The sequence below is a fragment of the Hartmannibacter diazotrophicus genome, from assembly GCF_900231165.1.
Classification (GTDB): domain Bacteria; phylum Pseudomonadota; class Alphaproteobacteria; order Rhizobiales; family Pleomorphomonadaceae; genus Hartmannibacter; species Hartmannibacter diazotrophicus.
The window spans coordinates 1,434,931-1,450,928 of the sequence record NZ_LT960614.1; the positions used below are offsets into that span (position 1 = coordinate 1,434,931).

The window sequence follows — 15,998 nt, forward strand, 5'->3', positions numbered from 1 at the left end:
ATCCCCGCCCACATCGTATATATCCCTCCCATGACCGGGGAGACTGTTTGACGATGACGCTGGACGAGATCAGGGACAATTTCGCCTTCCTCGACGACTGGGAAGACCGTTACCGCTACATCATCGAACTCGGCAAGGATTTGCCGCCGCTCGACGATGCACTGCGAACGCCCGCGACGAAAGTCCAGGGATGCACGAGCCAGGTCTGGCTCGTGACCCGCGAGGAGCAGGACGCGGCCGGCAAGGTCCGGCTGCATTTCCAGGGCGACTCGGACGCGCATATCGTGCGCGGCCTCGTTGCGGTGCTGATCGCGACCTACGACGGGCTGACGCCCGCCGAGATCATGGCGATCGATGCCGAGGCGATCTTCGAGGAACTGGGACTGCGCGAGCATCTGTCCTCCCAGCGCTCGAACGGACTCAGATCCATGGTCAAGCGCATTCGTGCCGATGCCGGCGCGGTCATGGCTTAGGCCGATAGTCGCTCGTTCCCCAATGCCGAATGCTGTTGCCTGAGCGGCTGTGCCCGGCCGGCGTCGCGGGGCGCAGCCGATAGTGCCGGGCAAGCGCGTTGAGTGCGGTGAGAAGCATCAGCTTGGCCGAGCGCGCCGGCCACCCCCGCTGCCGTTCGACCTCCGTCAACGGTTTCAGGAAGGCGCAGACATCGAGCAGAACGTCGCCAAGGTCCGGCCCGACAGCCTCGATGGCGCCCGAAAGCCGTTTGCGGGCCGCCATCGCCGCCTCGCCCACCGTCAGGGCGTCATGCTGTCCTGCCGACCGATGTGCCAGCCCGCCGGACGCGAGCGCCTCCCAGTTCATCGTCGTGCGGTATTCCAGCCCGGCGACCGTAAAATCCCGCCGGAAACGCTCACCGGCCGCAAAGGCGGCATCGTCGATCAACGGTTGACCGGACTTGTCCTTGCGGCTGCGCAGCCAGCCAAGCGGGCTTTCGCCAAGATCCACCTCGAGGGTCAGGGCCTCGCCGTCTTCGGTGATCACGGTCGTTCGGGAAAGGCGGGCCTTGCTGATCGTCATGTCGGTCTCCGTGCTGGACTGGGAGGGAAGGGGATTGGCTGCCTGTCCGGCGGCAAGAAGGGCATCTATGCCGGCAGCGAGCGCATCGAGCCGGCGGTCCGTTTCCGGGTCGTCGCGGTCCATCTCGATCCTTCGGCAGACATGGCAGACGAGCGTTGCATCCCGTGACAGGGCCCGGGCGATAGCCGCGGCGGGCATGTCGAGGTGAACGCGGGCGAGATAGATGACATCGTGATAGGCCGGGCGGAGGGCCCGGGCGGCTCGGCGGTGGTCGAGGAGGCGGGAGGGACCGATCCGATAGGCGGCGCAGACCATGCGGATGAGGGCCAGGAGACCGGCGGCCGAGGCATCGTCGGAAGCAAGCGTGGCAGGACCGGCGCCTGCGCCCGGCGAGGCAGCGGACGCCGGGCGGGAATGCATGGAATCGGACGACGGTCGATGCGTTTCCTGAAAGGGTGGCTGAAGGGCTGGATGCGACGGGGAAAGGGGCCGGCGGCGCGGATCGTTGGTCTCGGCAATGCTCACGTGCGTCGTTCCTCCGAATGCGATGTTCGGTAGAATAGGAAAAAAATCCTTTATCGGCTATCGGCAATTTCAATCGTCGCCGAAAAACATTCGGCGTGACGCGATCGGCGCGCTTGAGGTGGGCGACAAAGGATTAGCTGAAAACCGTAGAGAGCATTGAGAAAAAGGATAAATTTGAGAGCGATTCGAACCCATCAACGGTCTTCGGCGCCGGGCTTCGCTGCGAGAAATCACTGTGGATCGAGGCGCGCTGGCAGTGCCCGATTGGGCTGCGCAACGACATCGCCAGTTCGGGTAAGAGGAATTTATTCAGGAAATCGCTTGCCGTCATACGCTGGCTGTCTTTCAACGACAGCAGGGCCTGGTCATGACTGCGAAGCCGAATCCCAGGAAAAACGTCAAGCGATCCGATGTGGCTCACGGGCGCGGCCGCGCCCGAAGGCACGGCGCCTGGGTGCCCGGAGGAAACGGCGATCCGCTGCGGGACGTCGAGCCTTATGACCGGATGAGGATGCTGCCGGGGCTCCTGCCGCTCATGCCGTCGGAGCTTGGGCCCGATTCACCGGCGTGCGCGCGCCGCATTTGCGCCCTGCTGGTCAAGGCGGAACGGCGGGAACGGGTCAGGGGTGTCGCTGGGCACTGGACCTACGATCTCGCCCGCCATATCGCCCTTTGCCGCGCGTTGAAGGCCGAACGGCAGGCCCTTGCCCGGTGGCGCCATAAAGATCGCGCCGAGACCGGTGGCGAACTCTCAGCGAACAGGGGCACGGCTCCCGATCGGGCCGGATCGTTTGAACCTGGCCGGTCGCCGCGTCCCGACACCAAATCCCGCCGGACGTGCAGCGTCAGCCGAGACGCCGGAAGGGGGCAAGACCCGGACGCTCGGTCGAGGCTGCCGGAAGCGAGGGCGCCTGCGCCGCGGCCGGCCGATGGACGGGCGACCCGGCCTCGGAAAGCGGCTGGTGCGACGGCAGCGCCTGCGGCACGCTCGCCCGCTTGAGACCGGCCTCGTGCCACAGATGGAGCAACTGGCTCGCGGCCCGAAGCGTGATCTGATTGTAGAGGTCGACGAGTGCCCGCACCTCGAAATAGCTGCGGTGATCGGCGGAACCGGAGAAGAGGATGATGCGGGTCGCCGCGGCTTCGTCGAGGCCGGCGGCCTTGAGCGCCACGGTCAACGGTTCGCCGCCCCGGTCGACGAGGAGATCGCGCACATAGTCGGCGTCAAGTTCCAGATGGTCGCCGAGCATCATGGCAAGCGCGCCCATGTCGTGCCGGGCCGCGGCGCGGCCGAGATCCTGCAGGAAGGCGCGGGTGAGGATCGGCGGACGGGGAGCGGGGCGATGGCTGGCGAAATCGCGCAGGGCGAGGATTTCGAGCGCACGGTGGATCCGGCGGCGGCCCCTGTCGTCAAGGTCGAGGAAGAGCGGGATGAGATCCTGATCCTCCACGTCGATCCGGGCGGCCAGAGCATTGGCGAGATCGGGATTGTCCCGCGCCTCGTGGACGAGGAGCGGGATGGCCTTGCGGGTCAGGCGCTGGCTCTCGTTGCTTGCGAGGATGAGGCGGCCGCGGTTGTCGAGGCGCTCGCAAAGGCTGTCGACGACGGAAGCCGGCAGCTTGCGCCGTCCGGCCAGCGCATGGAGATGCGGCATCGAGCCGGAACTGCACAGGGCGAGCAGGTCGATTTCCGCAAGGTCGGGCGCGACGGCGAGCAGGATCGCCGCGACTTCGGGTTCGGCGAACAGAAGGGCCCGGGCGACGATCTGTGGCAGATCCGGATGCCGTCCGAGGCGCCGGGCGACCTTTGCCCGCTCCGCGGGGCCCGTCGTGCGCAGCAGCGGCAGCACCAGTTCCTCGAAAATGCGGATTTCCTCCGCCGTATGCTCGTTTTCGGAAACGAAGAGCTCCGCTGCCGTCAGAAGCAGGGACGAGGAGGACGTCTCGTCCCTGGACCCGATGGCGCCGCGTGAATCACGGAAAGATGTCTGTTGTGTCATGACGCGGCAATCCATTGTCGGCATCGGAAAGCAGATTGGCTTTGCGAGGAAAGGCCGCCCCAGGTTCGAAGAGGCTGGCGCGGCTTGCCCCCGCTCATCGGGGTCTTTCGGGTACGAAAAACCGGGTGCAGGTCAAATTGCACCCAATCCGTAAACGCCGCGTTAACCAACTGAGTGGTCCAATAATTGCGCTGAACAGGACATAGACCCGGAGCGCCTGTCGCCCCGGGAGCAACGACGGAGAGACATCATGGGTCTCGTGATCGAGTTCGGCATGACGCGATCCCGCCCGGCGCGCAGATCGAAGCCTGAGCGTACCGGCGAGATCATGTTCTTCCCAGGCGTTCGGATCGAACGGCACGCCGCCGCCACCGATCCTATCGACGAACGGCATCGCCCGTTGCCCCGCTGGAACGAGCGGGACGACTGACGTCGGGCCATGGAGGAACAGGGCCGAAGGCTGCTGTTTTCGCTCGCCTCCGCTGCCGCGAGAGGGTACGTCTCGGGGCGAATATTCGTCATGGGAGGCGCGGCGTGACGGCAGGAAGCGACGGTCGGGTGCGGTCGATGGACGGATCGTGCTGGTTTGCGAAAGGGGTGCTGGCTGTCGCGATTGCCGCCTCGCTGGCAGGCTGCGGACGTCCGGAAGGGGACTTCGGCCGGGCAAAGCCCTCGGTGCTGCATGACGACATCTTGCCGGCGATCGGCAAGCGGATGGCGGCCAAGCGCGGTGAAGCCGTCGGCAATTTCAATCTCACCGACACCGAACAGGAACTTCAGAACCGTGCGTGGACGCTGATCCGCGCGCCGCATCAGGGCATGTGGTGGCAGTCGACCCTGATCGAGGGCGAGCGGACCCGCGTCCTGCCGCCGTTTTCCGGCGCCTACGCGCCCGGCGACTACTACCGGGAACTGAGCAGCGATCGCTATGCGTCGTCGGACACGCGCTGGAGCCGGGTGATTGCCGACATGGCAGCCGACGAGGCTCTGCTGCCGCCTTATTGTGCGACGGTCGTCAAGGTGTGGCGGATCGACGGCGAAAGGATCGCCGCGATCGGCCGCGAGATGCCGGCCGACGACGAGTGGGCGAAGAATGCCGGCGCGCGCGTCGCGGAAAACGACAATCTGATCGGCTGGGTGAGCCGGTCGCTGCAATACCGGCTCGATTCCTACGCCTTTGCAATCGATCACCTGGCGATCGAAACGCCGTCCGACGAGGAAGGCGAGGCGCGCCGCGGTTGGGCGGCATTGCGCAAGGCCGCCCTTTGCCCGGGTGTCCCGGCTGCGGCCATCAGACGGCCGGCGCCCGTGCGCAAGGGACGCGCGCTGGACGGCTTCTACCGGCCGGTCGACCAGAAATAGGCGCGCGGGAGGCCTCCGTCGCCGACCCGGTATCCTGTTCGGTCAGGTCGGCTGTCCGCAGGAAAGCCCTTGAAGGGCAAGGCGAGCCTGCTCGCGCTCCCGGTCGCTCTCGGCGAAGGCGCGGAAGAGGATGATGCCCTTCGCGGTTGCCGGTGTCAGATAGAGCCTGCCAGCGACCGGGGGCGTTTCCGCGGAGCGAAGACGATCGATCTCCCCTTCGCCGGCGATCACGAGATCGATGTCGCCGAGATCCATCGTCCGTGACGAGAGGCTTTCCGACGGACGGCCGGACTGGTCGACCAACGACAGGAACCAAAAACTGCCCGGCATGCGTCCACGAATGGCGACAGGTCCGTTCGAGGCGTCGAACGGGCAGAGGGCATGAACGAAGGACGGATCGAGATCCGGCGCGAGCGGCCCCTTCCGGGCGAGAATGACAGGGCCTCCGTCCGGAGCAAGCGTGGCAAGGCGTGCATAGGCCGTCGCGGGCGCGAGACTCGGCAACGCGAGAATGGCGATGATGTGGATGACGCCCGCGAGCAGGATCGCAATCGCCAGCGCTCGTGCAACCGACATCGTTCAGCACTCCTCCGGCTCGATGGTCGGCAGGGCCAGGGGCGAGGAGGCGGGATCGCCGGCGATGGCGTCGGCGATGTCCGCATCATAGAGCCTCAGTGTCAGCACCGGCGCCTCCATGCCTTCTGCGGAGAGGAAGTTTCCGGGCCTGACCGCCGGGCCGAAGACGATGGAAAAGCGTCCGTCCGGCTGGCGCAGGACGTTGCGGCTGTCGAAGGCCATCCGGCTCGTGACGGGCAGGGAGGGGGCCGTGCCGGGGGGAGGGGGCGCCTCCGCCTGGGGATTGGCCGCATCGGTGAGCGTCAGCGTCCAGAGGTCGATCGTTTCGAGCTGGCCCGTGACCCGGTAGTGGCATTGCGGTTTGTAGCGGCGGTCCGCGCCATCTCCGCGCGAGACGAAAACCGCGCCGACGCCGGCCGGCATGGCGAGGCGTCCATTCCGGGCGAGCCGTGCGTCGACGTAAGGGTTGCCGTTGTCGGGGCCTACCGAGGGCAGGGCCGTCCACGCGTCCCCGTCTCTTCCGGTGTCCATCGCCTCCGGATCGAGCACGACGACAATCGACCCGAGGCCGAGGACGGCCGAGACGGAGGCGATGACGAGCGTGGATGCGACGAGTTGCAAGGAGCGCGGCCCGCTGGACGTGGAACTGGCTACGGAAACTCTACCAACCCTGGACGCGCGAAACAGGCCTGCGTTGCGCACCTCAGGGCTGCAGTGTGATGATTCTTGCCGTGCTCGACCGTGTTCCCCCGTCCGGTGGATCGATCGGCAGGAAAGGGCCGCCCACGGCGTCTTCCTTGGCAAGGCCGTCCGGCGGTGGCTGCAGGGGCGTGAGGCCCCCACCGGCAACGAGCGTCTGCCGGCGCGCGTCCATGAGCTGGCCGATGTCGGCAATGACGGTCAGGCCGCCGGCGGAGAGCCTGTCGGTGCGCAGTTCGACCAGCGGCGAGGCCGACTGGACGGGCTGGAGCCCGGCGATGGCGTCCGGCATGTCGGACGCGCCGTCGACACCCGGGATGGGGCGCGGCTGCAGTCCGGCATGGATCGGGGCCATGATGTCGTGCCAGGTCTGCGCGGGCAGGGAACCGCCCGTCATGCGTTTCGTCGACGAGAAGTCGTCGTTGCCGTACCAGACCGTCGCGACGTAGTTGCCGGTGAAGCCGACGAACCAGGCGTCGCGATAGGACTGGGTGGTGCCGGTCTTGCCGGCGGCAGGGACGCCCTCGATGATCGCGCGGCGCGCGGTGCCGTGCGCGACCACATTGGCAAGGCTGTCGTTGAGCTCGGCGGCGACGGCGGCCGGCAGCACCCGGCGGGGCGGCTGCGCATCCCGGTCGTGGCGGTAGAGGATTTTGCCGTCCGACGTTGCGATCTCGTCGATCGCATAGGGCGCGGTGGCGATGCCGCCGGTGGCGAAGGTCGCGTAGGCCCCCGTCATGTCGAGAACGCTGACCTCGGATGTCCCGAGCGGCAGGGATCGCGTGATCCTCAGATCCGAGCGGACACCGAGGCGATGCGTGAGCTTGACGATCTTGTCGCGGCCGATCGCCTGGGCAAGGCGCACGGGCACCGTGTTGATCGACCGGGTGAGGGCCGTCTTCAAGGTCACCGCGCCCGCATAGCTGCGCCCGTAGTTGCGCGGGCTCCAGTTGCCGATCGTCAGCGGTGCGTCGTTGATGACGCTGGAGGCGTGATAGCCGTTGAGGAAGGCCGTCGCATAGACGAAGGGCTTGAAGGCCGAGCCGGGCTGGCGCAGGGCATCGACGGCGCGGTTGAACTGGCTGACGCCGTAGTCGCGCCCGCCGACCATGGCGCGGACGGCACCTTCCGGATCCTGGACCACGGTGGCGACTTCCGTGACGTTATATTCGGCGCCATGCTGGCGCAGATTGGTGGCCACGGCCTCCTCGGCGGCCTTCTGGACCTTCGCATCGAGCGTGGTGCGCACGACGAGCGTATGGCTGTCCGTCGGGCCGATGCGCTTGACCTCCTCGAAAGCCCAGTCGAGGAACCAGTCCGGCGCTGCCTGCTGGTTGGCGGCCGCGACACCGGCGGGGCGCCGCCGGGCGCCGGCAACCTCGCCCTCCGTCATGAAGCCGGCGTCGACGAGATTGGAGAGCACCTGGTTGGCGCGCGCCCGCGCGGCGGCAAGGTCCACATGCGGGGCGTATTTCGTCGGGGCCTTGTAGAGGCCGGCGAGCATGGCGGATTCGGCGAGCGTCAGGTCCGTTACCGGCTTGTCGAAATAGAACCGCGCCGCAGCCGTGACGCCATAGGTGCCGCCGCCCATGTAGGCGCGGTCGAGATAGAGCTTCAGGATCTCGCGCTTGGAAAGGTTCGCCTCCAGCCAGAGCGCCAGATAGGCTTCCTTGATCTTGCGCTGCAGGGAGCGCTCGTTGGAGAGAAAGAGATTCTTGGCCAACTGCTGTGTGATCGACGAACCGCCCTGGACGACGCCGTTGGCGCGCAGATTTTCCGTGAGGGCGCGCAGGGTGCCGATGGCGTCGATGCCATAGTGATCGAAGAAGCGGCGGTCCTCGGTGGCAAGCGTCGCCTTGACCAACGCGTCGGGGAAGTCGTCAAGCGGCACGCTGTCGTCAAGGAAGAGGCCCCGACGCCCGATCTCGCGTCCCTGCCGGTCGAGGAAGGTGACGGCATAGTCGCTCTTGGCGAGATAGTCGCCGTTGGTCGCCTGCATGGCGGGCTGGGCGAAGGCGAGCAGGACGACGGCGCCGGCGGTGCCGAGAGTTGCCGCTTCCGACCAGAACTCATTGAGCCCCCGGCTGGCGCCCGTCACGCGAAAACGGCCGAGAAACTCCGAATAGGCGGAAAGCGCGCGCCGGATCGCCTGACCGATGCGCCAGGCGCTCGTGTCGATCCACGCGTCGATCGCAAGGAGCCTTCGCGAGAGGCTCTTTCGCTTGCCTGCCGTTTCTGGGTTTGTCACACGCGCCACCAGGCGTTATGCGAGGACGGCACTCATGCCGCCGGCAATTCAATGGATTTACAATTTGATCTTATGCGTAAATACGAGGCTAGGCAAAGTCTTGGAGCAGCAATGGTAAACCCGACACCCGAGAATGAGAACGATCCGCCCTTCTGGAAGGTGAAATCGCTCGACGAGATGACGATGCCGGAGTGGGAAAGCCTCTGCGACGGCTGTGCGCGCTGCTGCCTGAACAAGCTTGAGGACGAGGACACCGGCGAGATCGCCTGGACCGACATCGCCTGCCTTCTGCTGGACGGCGAAAGCTGCCGCTGCCGCGATTACCCGAACCGCCAGAAGACTGTGCCGGACTGTATTCCGCTCGACCCGGAGACCGTGCGCTCGCTGTCCTGGCTGCCGCCGACCTGCGGCTATCGGCTGATCGACGAGGGCAGGGAGCTCTACTGGTGGCATCCGCTCGTTTCGGGTGATCCGGATACGGTTCATGCGGCGGGCGTCTCTGTCCGGGGCCGGACCGTCAGGGAAGAGGATTGGCCGCTGGAGCATTGGGAGGAGCGCCTCGTCGACTGGCCGTTGAAGGTGCCGAAGGCGGCGCGGCGAAACGCGAAGAAGGCCGATCCGGTCGAGTGATTGACTGCGGCAATAAAGATAACAATTCCTCGATCGCAACGTTCCCCGCGAAACGATCCTCTATACCGACGAAAGCCGCATCTATGCTGAGGTCGGCACTGAGTACGCCGCTCATGAGACGGTCAAGCATTCCGCCGAGGAGTACGTTCGCTGCACGATCCACACCAACACGATTGAGAACATGTTCTCAGTCTTCAAGCGCCGCGTGGATATCCGCAATTGCAGCAATAATTGCGGCTATCTGCGCGACAGCATTAATCGTCATTTCTTTTTCTAATTCCTATGGTGGCTTCTGATTTTTCAGACTGACTTCCTTCTTTATTACTTGAATCGCGATTAGGCTCTGGCGCCGCCTTGAGCATCCGCTTCAAAAGCTCGTCGCCCTTTTCCTGGTCTGTCTTTTTATCGGTGTCTGCCATGGTTACCTCTTGGAAACCGCTTCCTTACCCCATCAGAGCCGATTCAAACCAAGACGACACATTCGTAGGAGTTGGCCTAAGCATGTCAGCTTGGGAAGGATTGGAATTCGAGCTCTCTAGGCTACATTCCTACTTCTGCAACGACCCGGATGGAGACGCGATTACCGAATATGGATCTGGCCGCATATTCCGCGACCGCATCGATATCCTATCACGAAAGGCAGACAGCTATTTTGTTGGCCATTGCTCCCAAACCAAGGAAGCCCGTTTCTCTGAAATCGTTCGCGTTGCCACACATTTATCCGGGACAAGAAACGATATCGCCCATGGCATAGTGATGGACGTTTCAGGCATTCAACATTTCGTTCAAACAATAAAGCTTATCGAGAAAGGCATTCCTCAATACCTTCTCGTTCCTCCGATCCACACAATACGGAAACATATAAACGGCCTTCCAGAATATGCCTTGAACTCGAAGCAGCTTAAATTGTTCGCAAAAACAACGATTGATTTCTTTCAATCAGTCGCTCAGTTCCGCAAATCTTTGTAGGTTTCAAGAACGCATATCGCCATAGCGTGAGCCCTCGTATCTGCTCACCTCGAAACATCGCATGAGAGCGCCAGAAGCCGCCCCAATCTCGTCTGCCGTGAAACCTTCAGGAACAAAAATCCCCCTCCCGTCGAAGACCTCATAAGCTCCGCTTTTTTGGATGCAGCCCTCATCCATAGGACTAGATGCCGGTTTCAAGGTGCGTCACGTACATGATGCAGAAAAAATTCCTATAGGAAAAAATTCCTTGACACCGTGACGATGGTGAGATAGGGTTTTGCCATGATCCGATAGGTGCGAACGACGGGCTGCCTCCAACGAGGCCGGCCCGTTTTTTATTGGCCCATCGGGCGGACGAAAGGACGAAGCCGATGGCCGCCAGGGACGAAGAGCCGGCCGGTGCGAACGGCCCGGACGAGGTGCCGGAGCCGGTGACGCCATCTCGGGCAAGGCTTGCTGCAGGGGCGGCGAAAAAGACATCGGCAAGGACGGTGACCAAGAAGACGGCCGAGACCTCAGCCGCCATGCTGAAGCGTCTGCGCCGGACGCTGGCCCGCCAGATCGAACGGATCGAGACTTATTTCGAGGAGGACGTGCTGATCGACGACAAGGGCGCGCGGACGCTTTCGACGCTGACGAAGACGCTGGAAAACGTGATCGACCTGGAAAGCGCCGAACGGAGGGCCCGTGAGGAAGAGACGCGAAAGTCCGATGGGACCTCTGCCGACGACGCCGATGACGACCGGTTCCGCGACGCGCTTGCAAAGCGCATTGGCGCAATGCTGGCGGACCGGACATCTGCCTGCGATCCTCTCGTCGCTGGATCGGAGCACGCTGGAGCGGCTGGCGAGTGACTGGTGGCTGCTCGGCCGCCTCGACCAGTTGCCGCCGCCCGGCGACTGGACCGTCTGGCTGGTGCTTGGCGGACGCGGCGCCGGCAAGACACGCACGGGCGCCGAATGGGTTCGCGGCGTCGTCGGCGGCAGGCCGCCCTTCGCGGCCATGCCGGCCGGGCGGATCGCGCTGGTGGGGGAGACCTTTGCCGACGTGCGCGATGTGATGATCGAGGGCGTTTCCGGGTTGCTGACGATCCATTCGCGGACGGATCGCCCGGTCTGGTCGCCGAGCCGGCGGCTCCTGGAGTGGCCGAACGGGGCAATCGCGCAGGCGTTTTCGGCGGAAGATCCGGAAGCGCTGCGCGGACCGCAGTTCGATGCCGCCTGGGCCGATGAACTGGCCAAATGGCGCCATCCGGACGCTGCCTGGGACATGTTGCAATTCGGCCTGCGCCTTGGCGAGCAACCGCGGCAGGTGGTGACGACGACGCCGCGCCCGATCCCCTTGCTGCGGCGCCTGATGGCAGCGCCCCTGACCGCGATGAGCCATGCAAAGACGAGCGCCAACGCGGCCTTTCTGGCGCCAGGCTTCCTGACCGCGATCACCGGTCGCTATCAGGGAACGCGCCTTGGACGGCAGGAACTCGACGGCGAATTTCTGGAGGACAGGCCCGACGCGCTCTGGCAGCGCGACCAGATCGAGGCGATCCGGATCGACGGCCGGCCGGAACTGTCTCGCATCGTGATCGCGGTCGACCCGCCGGCAAGTTCCACACGGCGCTCGGATGCCTGCGGCATCGTTGCGGCCGGGGTCGATGCGTCCGGGATTGGCTTCGTACTGGCGGACGCCTCCATTCAGGGCGCGCGGCCGGAAGTCTGGGCGCGGCGGGCGGTCGGCCTTTATCATGCCGAGGAGGCCGACGCGCTGGTGGCCGAGGTGAACCAGGGCGGCGACATGGTGGCCGCCGTCATCCGCGAGATCGACGCCGGCGTGCCGGTGCGCGAGGTGCGGGCAACGCGTGGCAAGTGGCTGCGCGCCGAACCGGTGGCCGCGCTATATGCCCAGGGACGGGTGCGCCATGCCAGCACCTTCCCGGAACTGGAAGACGAAATGACCGACTTCGGCCTCGACGGCCTGTCGGGCGGCCGATCGCCCGACCGGTTGGACGCGCTCGTCTGGGCGCTCACCTTCCTGATGCTGCGGGACGCTGCCGCGCCGCGTGTACGCAGCCTCCGTTAACGATGGCCGGATCGCTGCAGGATCAAGCCCGGCGATCCGCTCCCAAAACCCGATAGATCAACCAACAGGAAGGTCCCGATGGTCTTTTCCTTTCTTCGCCGAGCCCTCGGGGCCGGGGAGCGGGCCGATGCGCGCCATGAAGTCGGCCTGCAGAAGGCCCCTTCCCAGGAGAAGGCATCGCGCACCGGCGCTGTCATCGCGCTTTCCGGCACGGGGCGTGCGGTCTGGACGCCGCGCGACTATGCCAGGCTGACCCGTGAGGGCTTCACCAAAAATCCGGTGGTCTACCGGGCCGTGCGCTTGTTGGCGGAGGCGGTCGGCAGCGTGCCGCTGCTTCTCACGAAGGATGGTGTGGAACAGGAGACGCATCCGGCCCTCGATCTCCTGAAGGCGCCGAACCCGACGTGCTCGCGCGCCGACTTCCTCGAGGCCCTGATCGGCTATCTGCTTCTTTCTGGCAATGCCTATGTCGAGATGGTGCGGCTCGGCGGGCCGCCGAGCGAACTCTATGCCCTTCGCCCCGACCGCATGCGTGTCGTTGCCGGCAGCGACGGTTGGCCCGCCGGTTTCGACTACACGGCCGGTGGTCGTACGGTCCAGTTCCGCGAGGGGGCGGACGGCGTCATGCCGGTCCTGCACCTGAGGCTCGCCCATCCGCTCGACGACCATTATGGGCTCGCACCGCTGGAGGCGGCCCAGACCAGCCTCGACATCCATAACGCCGCCGCGACCTGGAACAAGGCGCTGCTGGACAACGCCGCAAGGCCGTCCGGCGCGCTCGTCTACCAGGGGACGGGCGGACTGACGGACGAGCAGTTCGAACGGCTGAAACAGGAACTCGCTGAGGGCTACGAGGGCGCGACGAACGCCGGCCGTCCGATGCTTCTGGAAGGCGGGCTCGACTGGAAGATGATGTCGCTGAGCCCGCGCGACATGGACTTCATGGAGGCGCGCAACGGCGCGGCGAGGGACATCGCACTCGCCTTCGGCGTGCCGCCGATGCTGCTGGGCATTCCGGGCGATGCAACCTATGCGAATTATGCCGAGGCGAACCGGGCCTTCTGGCGGCAGGCTGTTCTGCCTCTCGTCATGCGTGTGTCCGAGCGCCTTGCTACGTGGCTCGGCCAGGCCTATGGCGAGACCCTCGCGCTCGTGCCCGACACCGATCAGATCACGGCGCTGGCGTCCGAGCGCGGCGAGCTCTGGGCGCGGGTGAGCGCGGCCGACTTCCTGACCGTGAACGAGAAGCGCGCCGCACTCGGCTATGGCCCGCTGCCCGGGGGCGACGGCGGACCCACCGCGACGGGTACGCGGAGCAAGGAAGCAAGCCTTGGATGAGCCGGTCAAAGTCTTCGCCGAGCGTGGCGACCTTGCCCATCTCGCGCTCTTCCTCTGGGCCTCGAGCGCGAGCTTCCTGCTGACCCTGACACTGCGGGAACTGGGCGCGGCGAACCGGCGCTTCAACGATTTCGTCGCCGAGATCGCCAAGTTGAATCAACACTTCAACGACCGGGATCGGCGCTAGCGAGCGCCACGAAAAGGCATGGGTTCCCCACCTCAAGTCGCCGCCAAAACCGTGTTGAATCAATGTCGCAAGACGGCTGACCGGCGCCCGAAGGGTGAATCAATCTGCGAGCGCCCCGATCCAAGAGTCTGAAGCGACTCAGGAAAAGCCAAACACTTGAATCAATGTTTCAACCGCCCGAACGGCCGGCTTCCGGACCGGCGAGGAGGTCTCGATGATCCCGCTGAATCAGTCTGTGAGGCGGCTGAATCTTTTTCTCCACCTGCGTCCGGCACCCGACGCCAGGAGGGTGTTCGCCTCCTTCGCCAACGGACTGGAGCATCTTCTTTCGGGCGCGGCGCCGCGGGTGCGTTTGCCGCTCGACATGAAGAACGGGAGGCACTCCTGATGGGCCCGGTCGAGGTCTTGGCGACGACCCCACCGGAGCGGTGCGTCGCGCCGGTGGCTCACGCAGTCGATGGAGCAACAGGTCGGTTCAGCGGCTATGCCAGCCTCTTCGGCGTGGCCGATCTTTCCGGCGACATCATCCTGCCGGGCGCCTTCGCTGCCAGCCTCCGGCGACGGGGACTGGATGGCGTGAAGCTTCTCTACCAGCACGACGTGCGCGAGCCGATCGGCCGCTGGCTGTCGGTCCGGGAGGACGCGACGGGCCTCTTCGTCGAGGGCGAGCTTCAGTTACAGGTTGCAAGGGCGGCGGAAGCCTGGGCCCTTCTGCGGTCGGGCATTCTCGACGGGCTTTCGATCGGGTTTCGCGCTATGCGGGCGGACCGGAATCGTGCCGGCGGGCATCGTCATCTCACCGAGATCGACCTTTGGGAGGTCTCGCTGGTGACCTTTCCGATGCAGCCGGGTGCCCGCGTGACCGAGGTTCGCGGTGGGGAGGCGAGTGTCGGCGCCGTGGCGGCGAGGCGCCTGCCGAATGGCCCATCGCAGCCGCTGGCAAGGACAATCCGGCGGGCGGCAGGTCGGCTGAAGACGTCGCTCCGCTGACGAACGCATGCGGCGTGGCGGGACGTTCCGCACCTGCCGCTTCAAAATTTTCCAACAGATCGAGGACACCAGATGAGCATCGATGATGTGACCCCTTCCGCGCGCGCCGGCTCCGAGGACGTGTCGGCTGCCTTCAACGACTTCATGAGCGCCTTCGAGGACTTTCGCTCGGTGAACGATGCCCGGCTCGGCGAGCTGGAGCGCCGGGCGGTCGATCCGCTGACGGTGGAAAAGCTTGAGCGCATCGAACGCGCGCTTGACGAGCGCAAGGCCGATCTGGATCGCCTGACGACCCGCGCCCTGCGTCCGCCGATGGGCGGACAGCGTGAGCGCGGCGCCGCCGCCGAGGCGCATGTGCTGGAGCATCGCGACGCCTTTCACGCCTACATGCGCTCCGGCGCTGACAACGGTCTGAAGAGCCTGGAGGCCAAGGCGCTGTCGGTCGGCTCCGGCCCCGATGGCGGCTATCTGGTGCCCGACGAGACGGAGGCTGAGATCGGCCGCCGGCTCGCGGCGCTCTCGCCGATCCGCGCGCTGTCGACCGTGCGCACTGTATCGTCGGCGACCTACAAGAAGCCCTTCTCGATTTCCGGCCCGGCTGTCGGCTGGGTGGGCGAGACGGCGGCGCGACCGCAGACGGGCGGCCCGACGCTCGCTGAACTGACCTATCCTACCATGGAGCTCTATGCCATGCCGGCGGCGACCCAGACGCTGCTGGACGATGCGGCCGTCGACGTCGATGCCTGGCTTGCCGACGAGATCGAGCAGGCCTTCGCCGCGCAGGAGGGGACGGCTTTCGTCACCGGCGACGGATCGTCGAAGCCGACCGGCTTCCTCAGCGTGACGACGGTGGCCGAGGAGAGCTGGGCCTGGGGCAAGCTCGGATACGTGCTGACCGGCGCGAGCGGCGCCTTTGCCTCCGCCTCGCCGGCGGACGCCCTCGTCGATCTCGTCTACTCGCTCAAGGCCGGCTATCGCCAGAACGCCAACTTCGTTCTGAACAGGTCGACCCAGGCGGCCGTCCGCAAGCTCAAGGACGCCGACGGAAACTATCTCTGGCAGCCCCCCGCGACCGCCGATGGCCGGGCGAGCCTGTTGAGCTTCCCCGTCGCCGAGGTGGAGGACATGCCGGACATCGGTGCGAACATGATGGCGATCGCCTTCGGCGACTTCCGCCGCGGCTATCTCGTGGTCGACCGGACCGGCGTGCGTGTCCTGCGCGATCCCTATTCGGCCAAGCCCTATGTGCTCTTCTACACGACCAAGCGGGTCGGCGGCGGCGTCCAGGATTTCGACGCGATCAAGCTTTTGAAGTTCGGCACGGCCTGACGCGGCAGGGCGAAAGGCGCGCGCGTCCCCCTCG

Annotated in this window: 19 protein-coding genes and 1 pseudogene; 13 read left to right on the plus strand and 7 right to left on the minus strand. The window is 65.6% G+C overall.

The genetic code is table 11. The features are described from left to right. Positions 1–53: 53 nt before the first annotated feature. Positions 54–473 carry a SufE family protein gene (locus HDIA_RS06635; protein WP_099555449.1) on the plus strand — a complete coding sequence of 140 codons (420 nt, stop codon included), beginning with the start codon at positions 54–56 and terminating at the stop codon, positions 471–473. Here the strand turns inward: HDIA_RS06635 and HDIA_RS06640 are convergent. The 3 genes from HDIA_RS06640 to HDIA_RS06655 all read right to left on the minus strand — a co-directional run bounded on the left by HDIA_RS06640 (position 463) and on the right by HDIA_RS06655 (position 3,560). After that, positions 463–1,560, minus strand: a complete 1,098-nt coding sequence (locus tag HDIA_RS06640) for a DUF6456 domain-containing protein (protein ID WP_099555450.1) — start codon at positions 1,558–1,560, stop codon at positions 463–465. The two genes, HDIA_RS06635 and HDIA_RS06640, sit on opposite strands and share 11 nt — an antisense overlap. Before the next feature lie 133 nt (positions 1,561–1,693). After that, on the minus strand, positions 1,694–1,981 hold the full coding sequence (locus HDIA_RS06645) for a hypothetical protein (RefSeq protein WP_157775390.1): 288 nt from the start codon (positions 1,979–1,981) through the stop codon (positions 1,694–1,696). 424 nt (positions 1,982–2,405) lie between these two features. Beyond that, on the minus strand, positions 2,406–3,560 hold the full coding sequence (locus HDIA_RS06655) for a DUF2336 domain-containing protein (RefSeq protein ID WP_162292616.1): 1,155 nt from the start codon (positions 3,558–3,560) through the stop codon (positions 2,406–2,408). Positions 3,561–3,810: 250 nt separating this feature from the next. Here HDIA_RS06655 and HDIA_RS06660 point away from each other — a divergent pair, with 250 nt between their 5' ends. Both HDIA_RS06660 and HDIA_RS06665 read left to right on the plus strand, forming a co-directional pair. Continuing rightward, positions 3,811–3,990 (plus strand): hypothetical protein, encoded by a 180-nt coding sequence (locus HDIA_RS06660; RefSeq protein ID WP_099555453.1) that lies wholly within the window; start codon positions 3,811–3,813, stop codon positions 3,988–3,990. A 104-nt stretch (positions 3,991–4,094) separates the two neighbouring features. Continuing rightward, positions 4,095–4,922 (plus strand): hypothetical protein, encoded by an 828-nt coding sequence (locus HDIA_RS06665; RefSeq protein ID WP_157775392.1) that lies wholly within the window; start codon positions 4,095–4,097, stop codon positions 4,920–4,922. Positions 4,923–4,964: 42 nt separating this feature from the next. Here HDIA_RS06665 and HDIA_RS06670 read toward each other — a convergent pair whose 3' ends face one another. The 3 genes from HDIA_RS06670 to HDIA_RS06680 all read right to left on the minus strand — a co-directional run bounded on the left by HDIA_RS06670 (position 4,965) and on the right by HDIA_RS06680 (position 8,445). Continuing rightward, the gene (locus HDIA_RS06670; protein WP_099555455.1) at positions 4,965–5,498 is read right to left on the minus strand and encodes a DUF1254 domain-containing protein; all 534 of its coding nucleotides are present in this window, start codon (positions 5,496–5,498) and stop codon (positions 4,965–4,967) included. Positions 5,499–5,501: 3 nt separating this feature from the next. After that, positions 5,502–6,119, minus strand: coding sequence for a DUF1214 domain-containing protein (locus tag HDIA_RS06675; protein WP_099555456.1), 618 nt, complete (start codon positions 6,117–6,119; stop codon positions 5,502–5,504). 82 nt (positions 6,120–6,201) lie between these two features. Then, the gene (locus HDIA_RS06680; RefSeq protein WP_245884188.1) at positions 6,202–8,445 is read right to left on the minus strand and encodes a transglycosylase domain-containing protein; all 2,244 of its coding nucleotides are present in this window, start codon (positions 8,443–8,445) and stop codon (positions 6,202–6,204) included. A 111-nt stretch (positions 8,446–8,556) separates the two neighbouring features. On the opposite strand from HDIA_RS06680, the gene HDIA_RS06685 reads away from it, so the two are divergent. Both HDIA_RS06685 and HDIA_RS06690 read left to right on the plus strand, forming a co-directional pair. Continuing rightward, entirely contained in the window at positions 8,557–9,075 is a 519-nt protein-coding gene (locus HDIA_RS06685; RefSeq protein ID WP_099555458.1) for a YcgN family cysteine cluster protein, read from the plus strand. A 28-nt stretch (positions 9,076–9,103) separates the two neighbouring features. Continuing rightward, positions 9,104–9,277, plus strand: a pseudogene (locus HDIA_RS06690) (transposase); the annotation flags it as partial. Between the two features lie 52 nt (positions 9,278–9,329). Here the strand turns inward: HDIA_RS06690 and HDIA_RS25210 are convergent. Continuing rightward, on the minus strand, positions 9,330–9,494 hold the full coding sequence (locus tag HDIA_RS25210) for a hypothetical protein (protein ID WP_157775394.1): 165 nt from the start codon (positions 9,492–9,494) through the stop codon (positions 9,330–9,332). 82 nt (positions 9,495–9,576) lie between these two features. Between HDIA_RS25210 and HDIA_RS25215 the strand changes: the two genes are divergently transcribed. From HDIA_RS25215 to HDIA_RS06720, 8 genes are all read left to right on the plus strand, one after another. Next, complete coding sequence (locus HDIA_RS25215) at positions 9,577–10,044, plus strand: hypothetical protein (protein WP_157775396.1); 468 nt, start codon at positions 9,577–9,579, stop codon at positions 10,042–10,044. Positions 10,045–10,415: 371 nt separating this feature from the next. After that, on the plus strand, positions 10,416–10,898 hold the full coding sequence (locus HDIA_RS06695) for a hypothetical protein (RefSeq protein ID WP_099555459.1): 483 nt from the start codon (positions 10,416–10,418) through the stop codon (positions 10,896–10,898). Next, positions 10,816–12,120: a DNA-packaging protein gene (locus HDIA_RS06700; RefSeq protein WP_099555460.1), complete on the plus strand. Its 1,305-nt coding sequence runs from the start codon at positions 10,816–10,818 to the stop codon at positions 12,118–12,120. The genes HDIA_RS06695 and HDIA_RS06700 overlap by 83 nt, the downstream gene beginning before the upstream one ends. A gap of 78 nt (positions 12,121–12,198) precedes the next feature. After that, positions 12,199–13,458 (plus strand): phage portal protein, encoded by a 1,260-nt coding sequence (locus HDIA_RS06705; RefSeq protein WP_099555461.1) that lies wholly within the window; start codon positions 12,199–12,201, stop codon positions 13,456–13,458. Beyond that, positions 13,451–13,645, plus strand: a complete 195-nt coding sequence (locus tag HDIA_RS06710; RefSeq protein WP_099555462.1) for a hypothetical protein — start codon at positions 13,451–13,453, stop codon at positions 13,643–13,645. The genes HDIA_RS06705 and HDIA_RS06710 overlap by 8 nt, the downstream gene beginning before the upstream one ends. A 214-nt stretch (positions 13,646–13,859) precedes the next feature. Next, on the plus strand, positions 13,860–14,033 hold the full coding sequence (locus HDIA_RS25220; RefSeq protein WP_157775398.1) for a hypothetical protein: 174 nt from the start codon (positions 13,860–13,862) through the stop codon (positions 14,031–14,033). After that, positions 14,033–14,635 carry an HK97 family phage prohead protease gene (locus HDIA_RS06715; RefSeq protein WP_099555463.1) on the plus strand — a complete coding sequence of 201 codons (603 nt, stop codon included), beginning with the start codon at positions 14,033–14,035 and terminating at the stop codon, positions 14,633–14,635. Before HDIA_RS25220 ends, HDIA_RS06715 begins: the two co-directional genes overlap by 1 nt. Before the next feature lie 72 nt (positions 14,636–14,707). Then, positions 14,708–15,964 (plus strand): phage major capsid protein, encoded by a 1,257-nt coding sequence (locus HDIA_RS06720; protein WP_099555464.1) that lies wholly within the window; start codon positions 14,708–14,710, stop codon positions 15,962–15,964. The last annotated feature ends 34 nt before the right edge of the window (positions 15,965–15,998 follow it).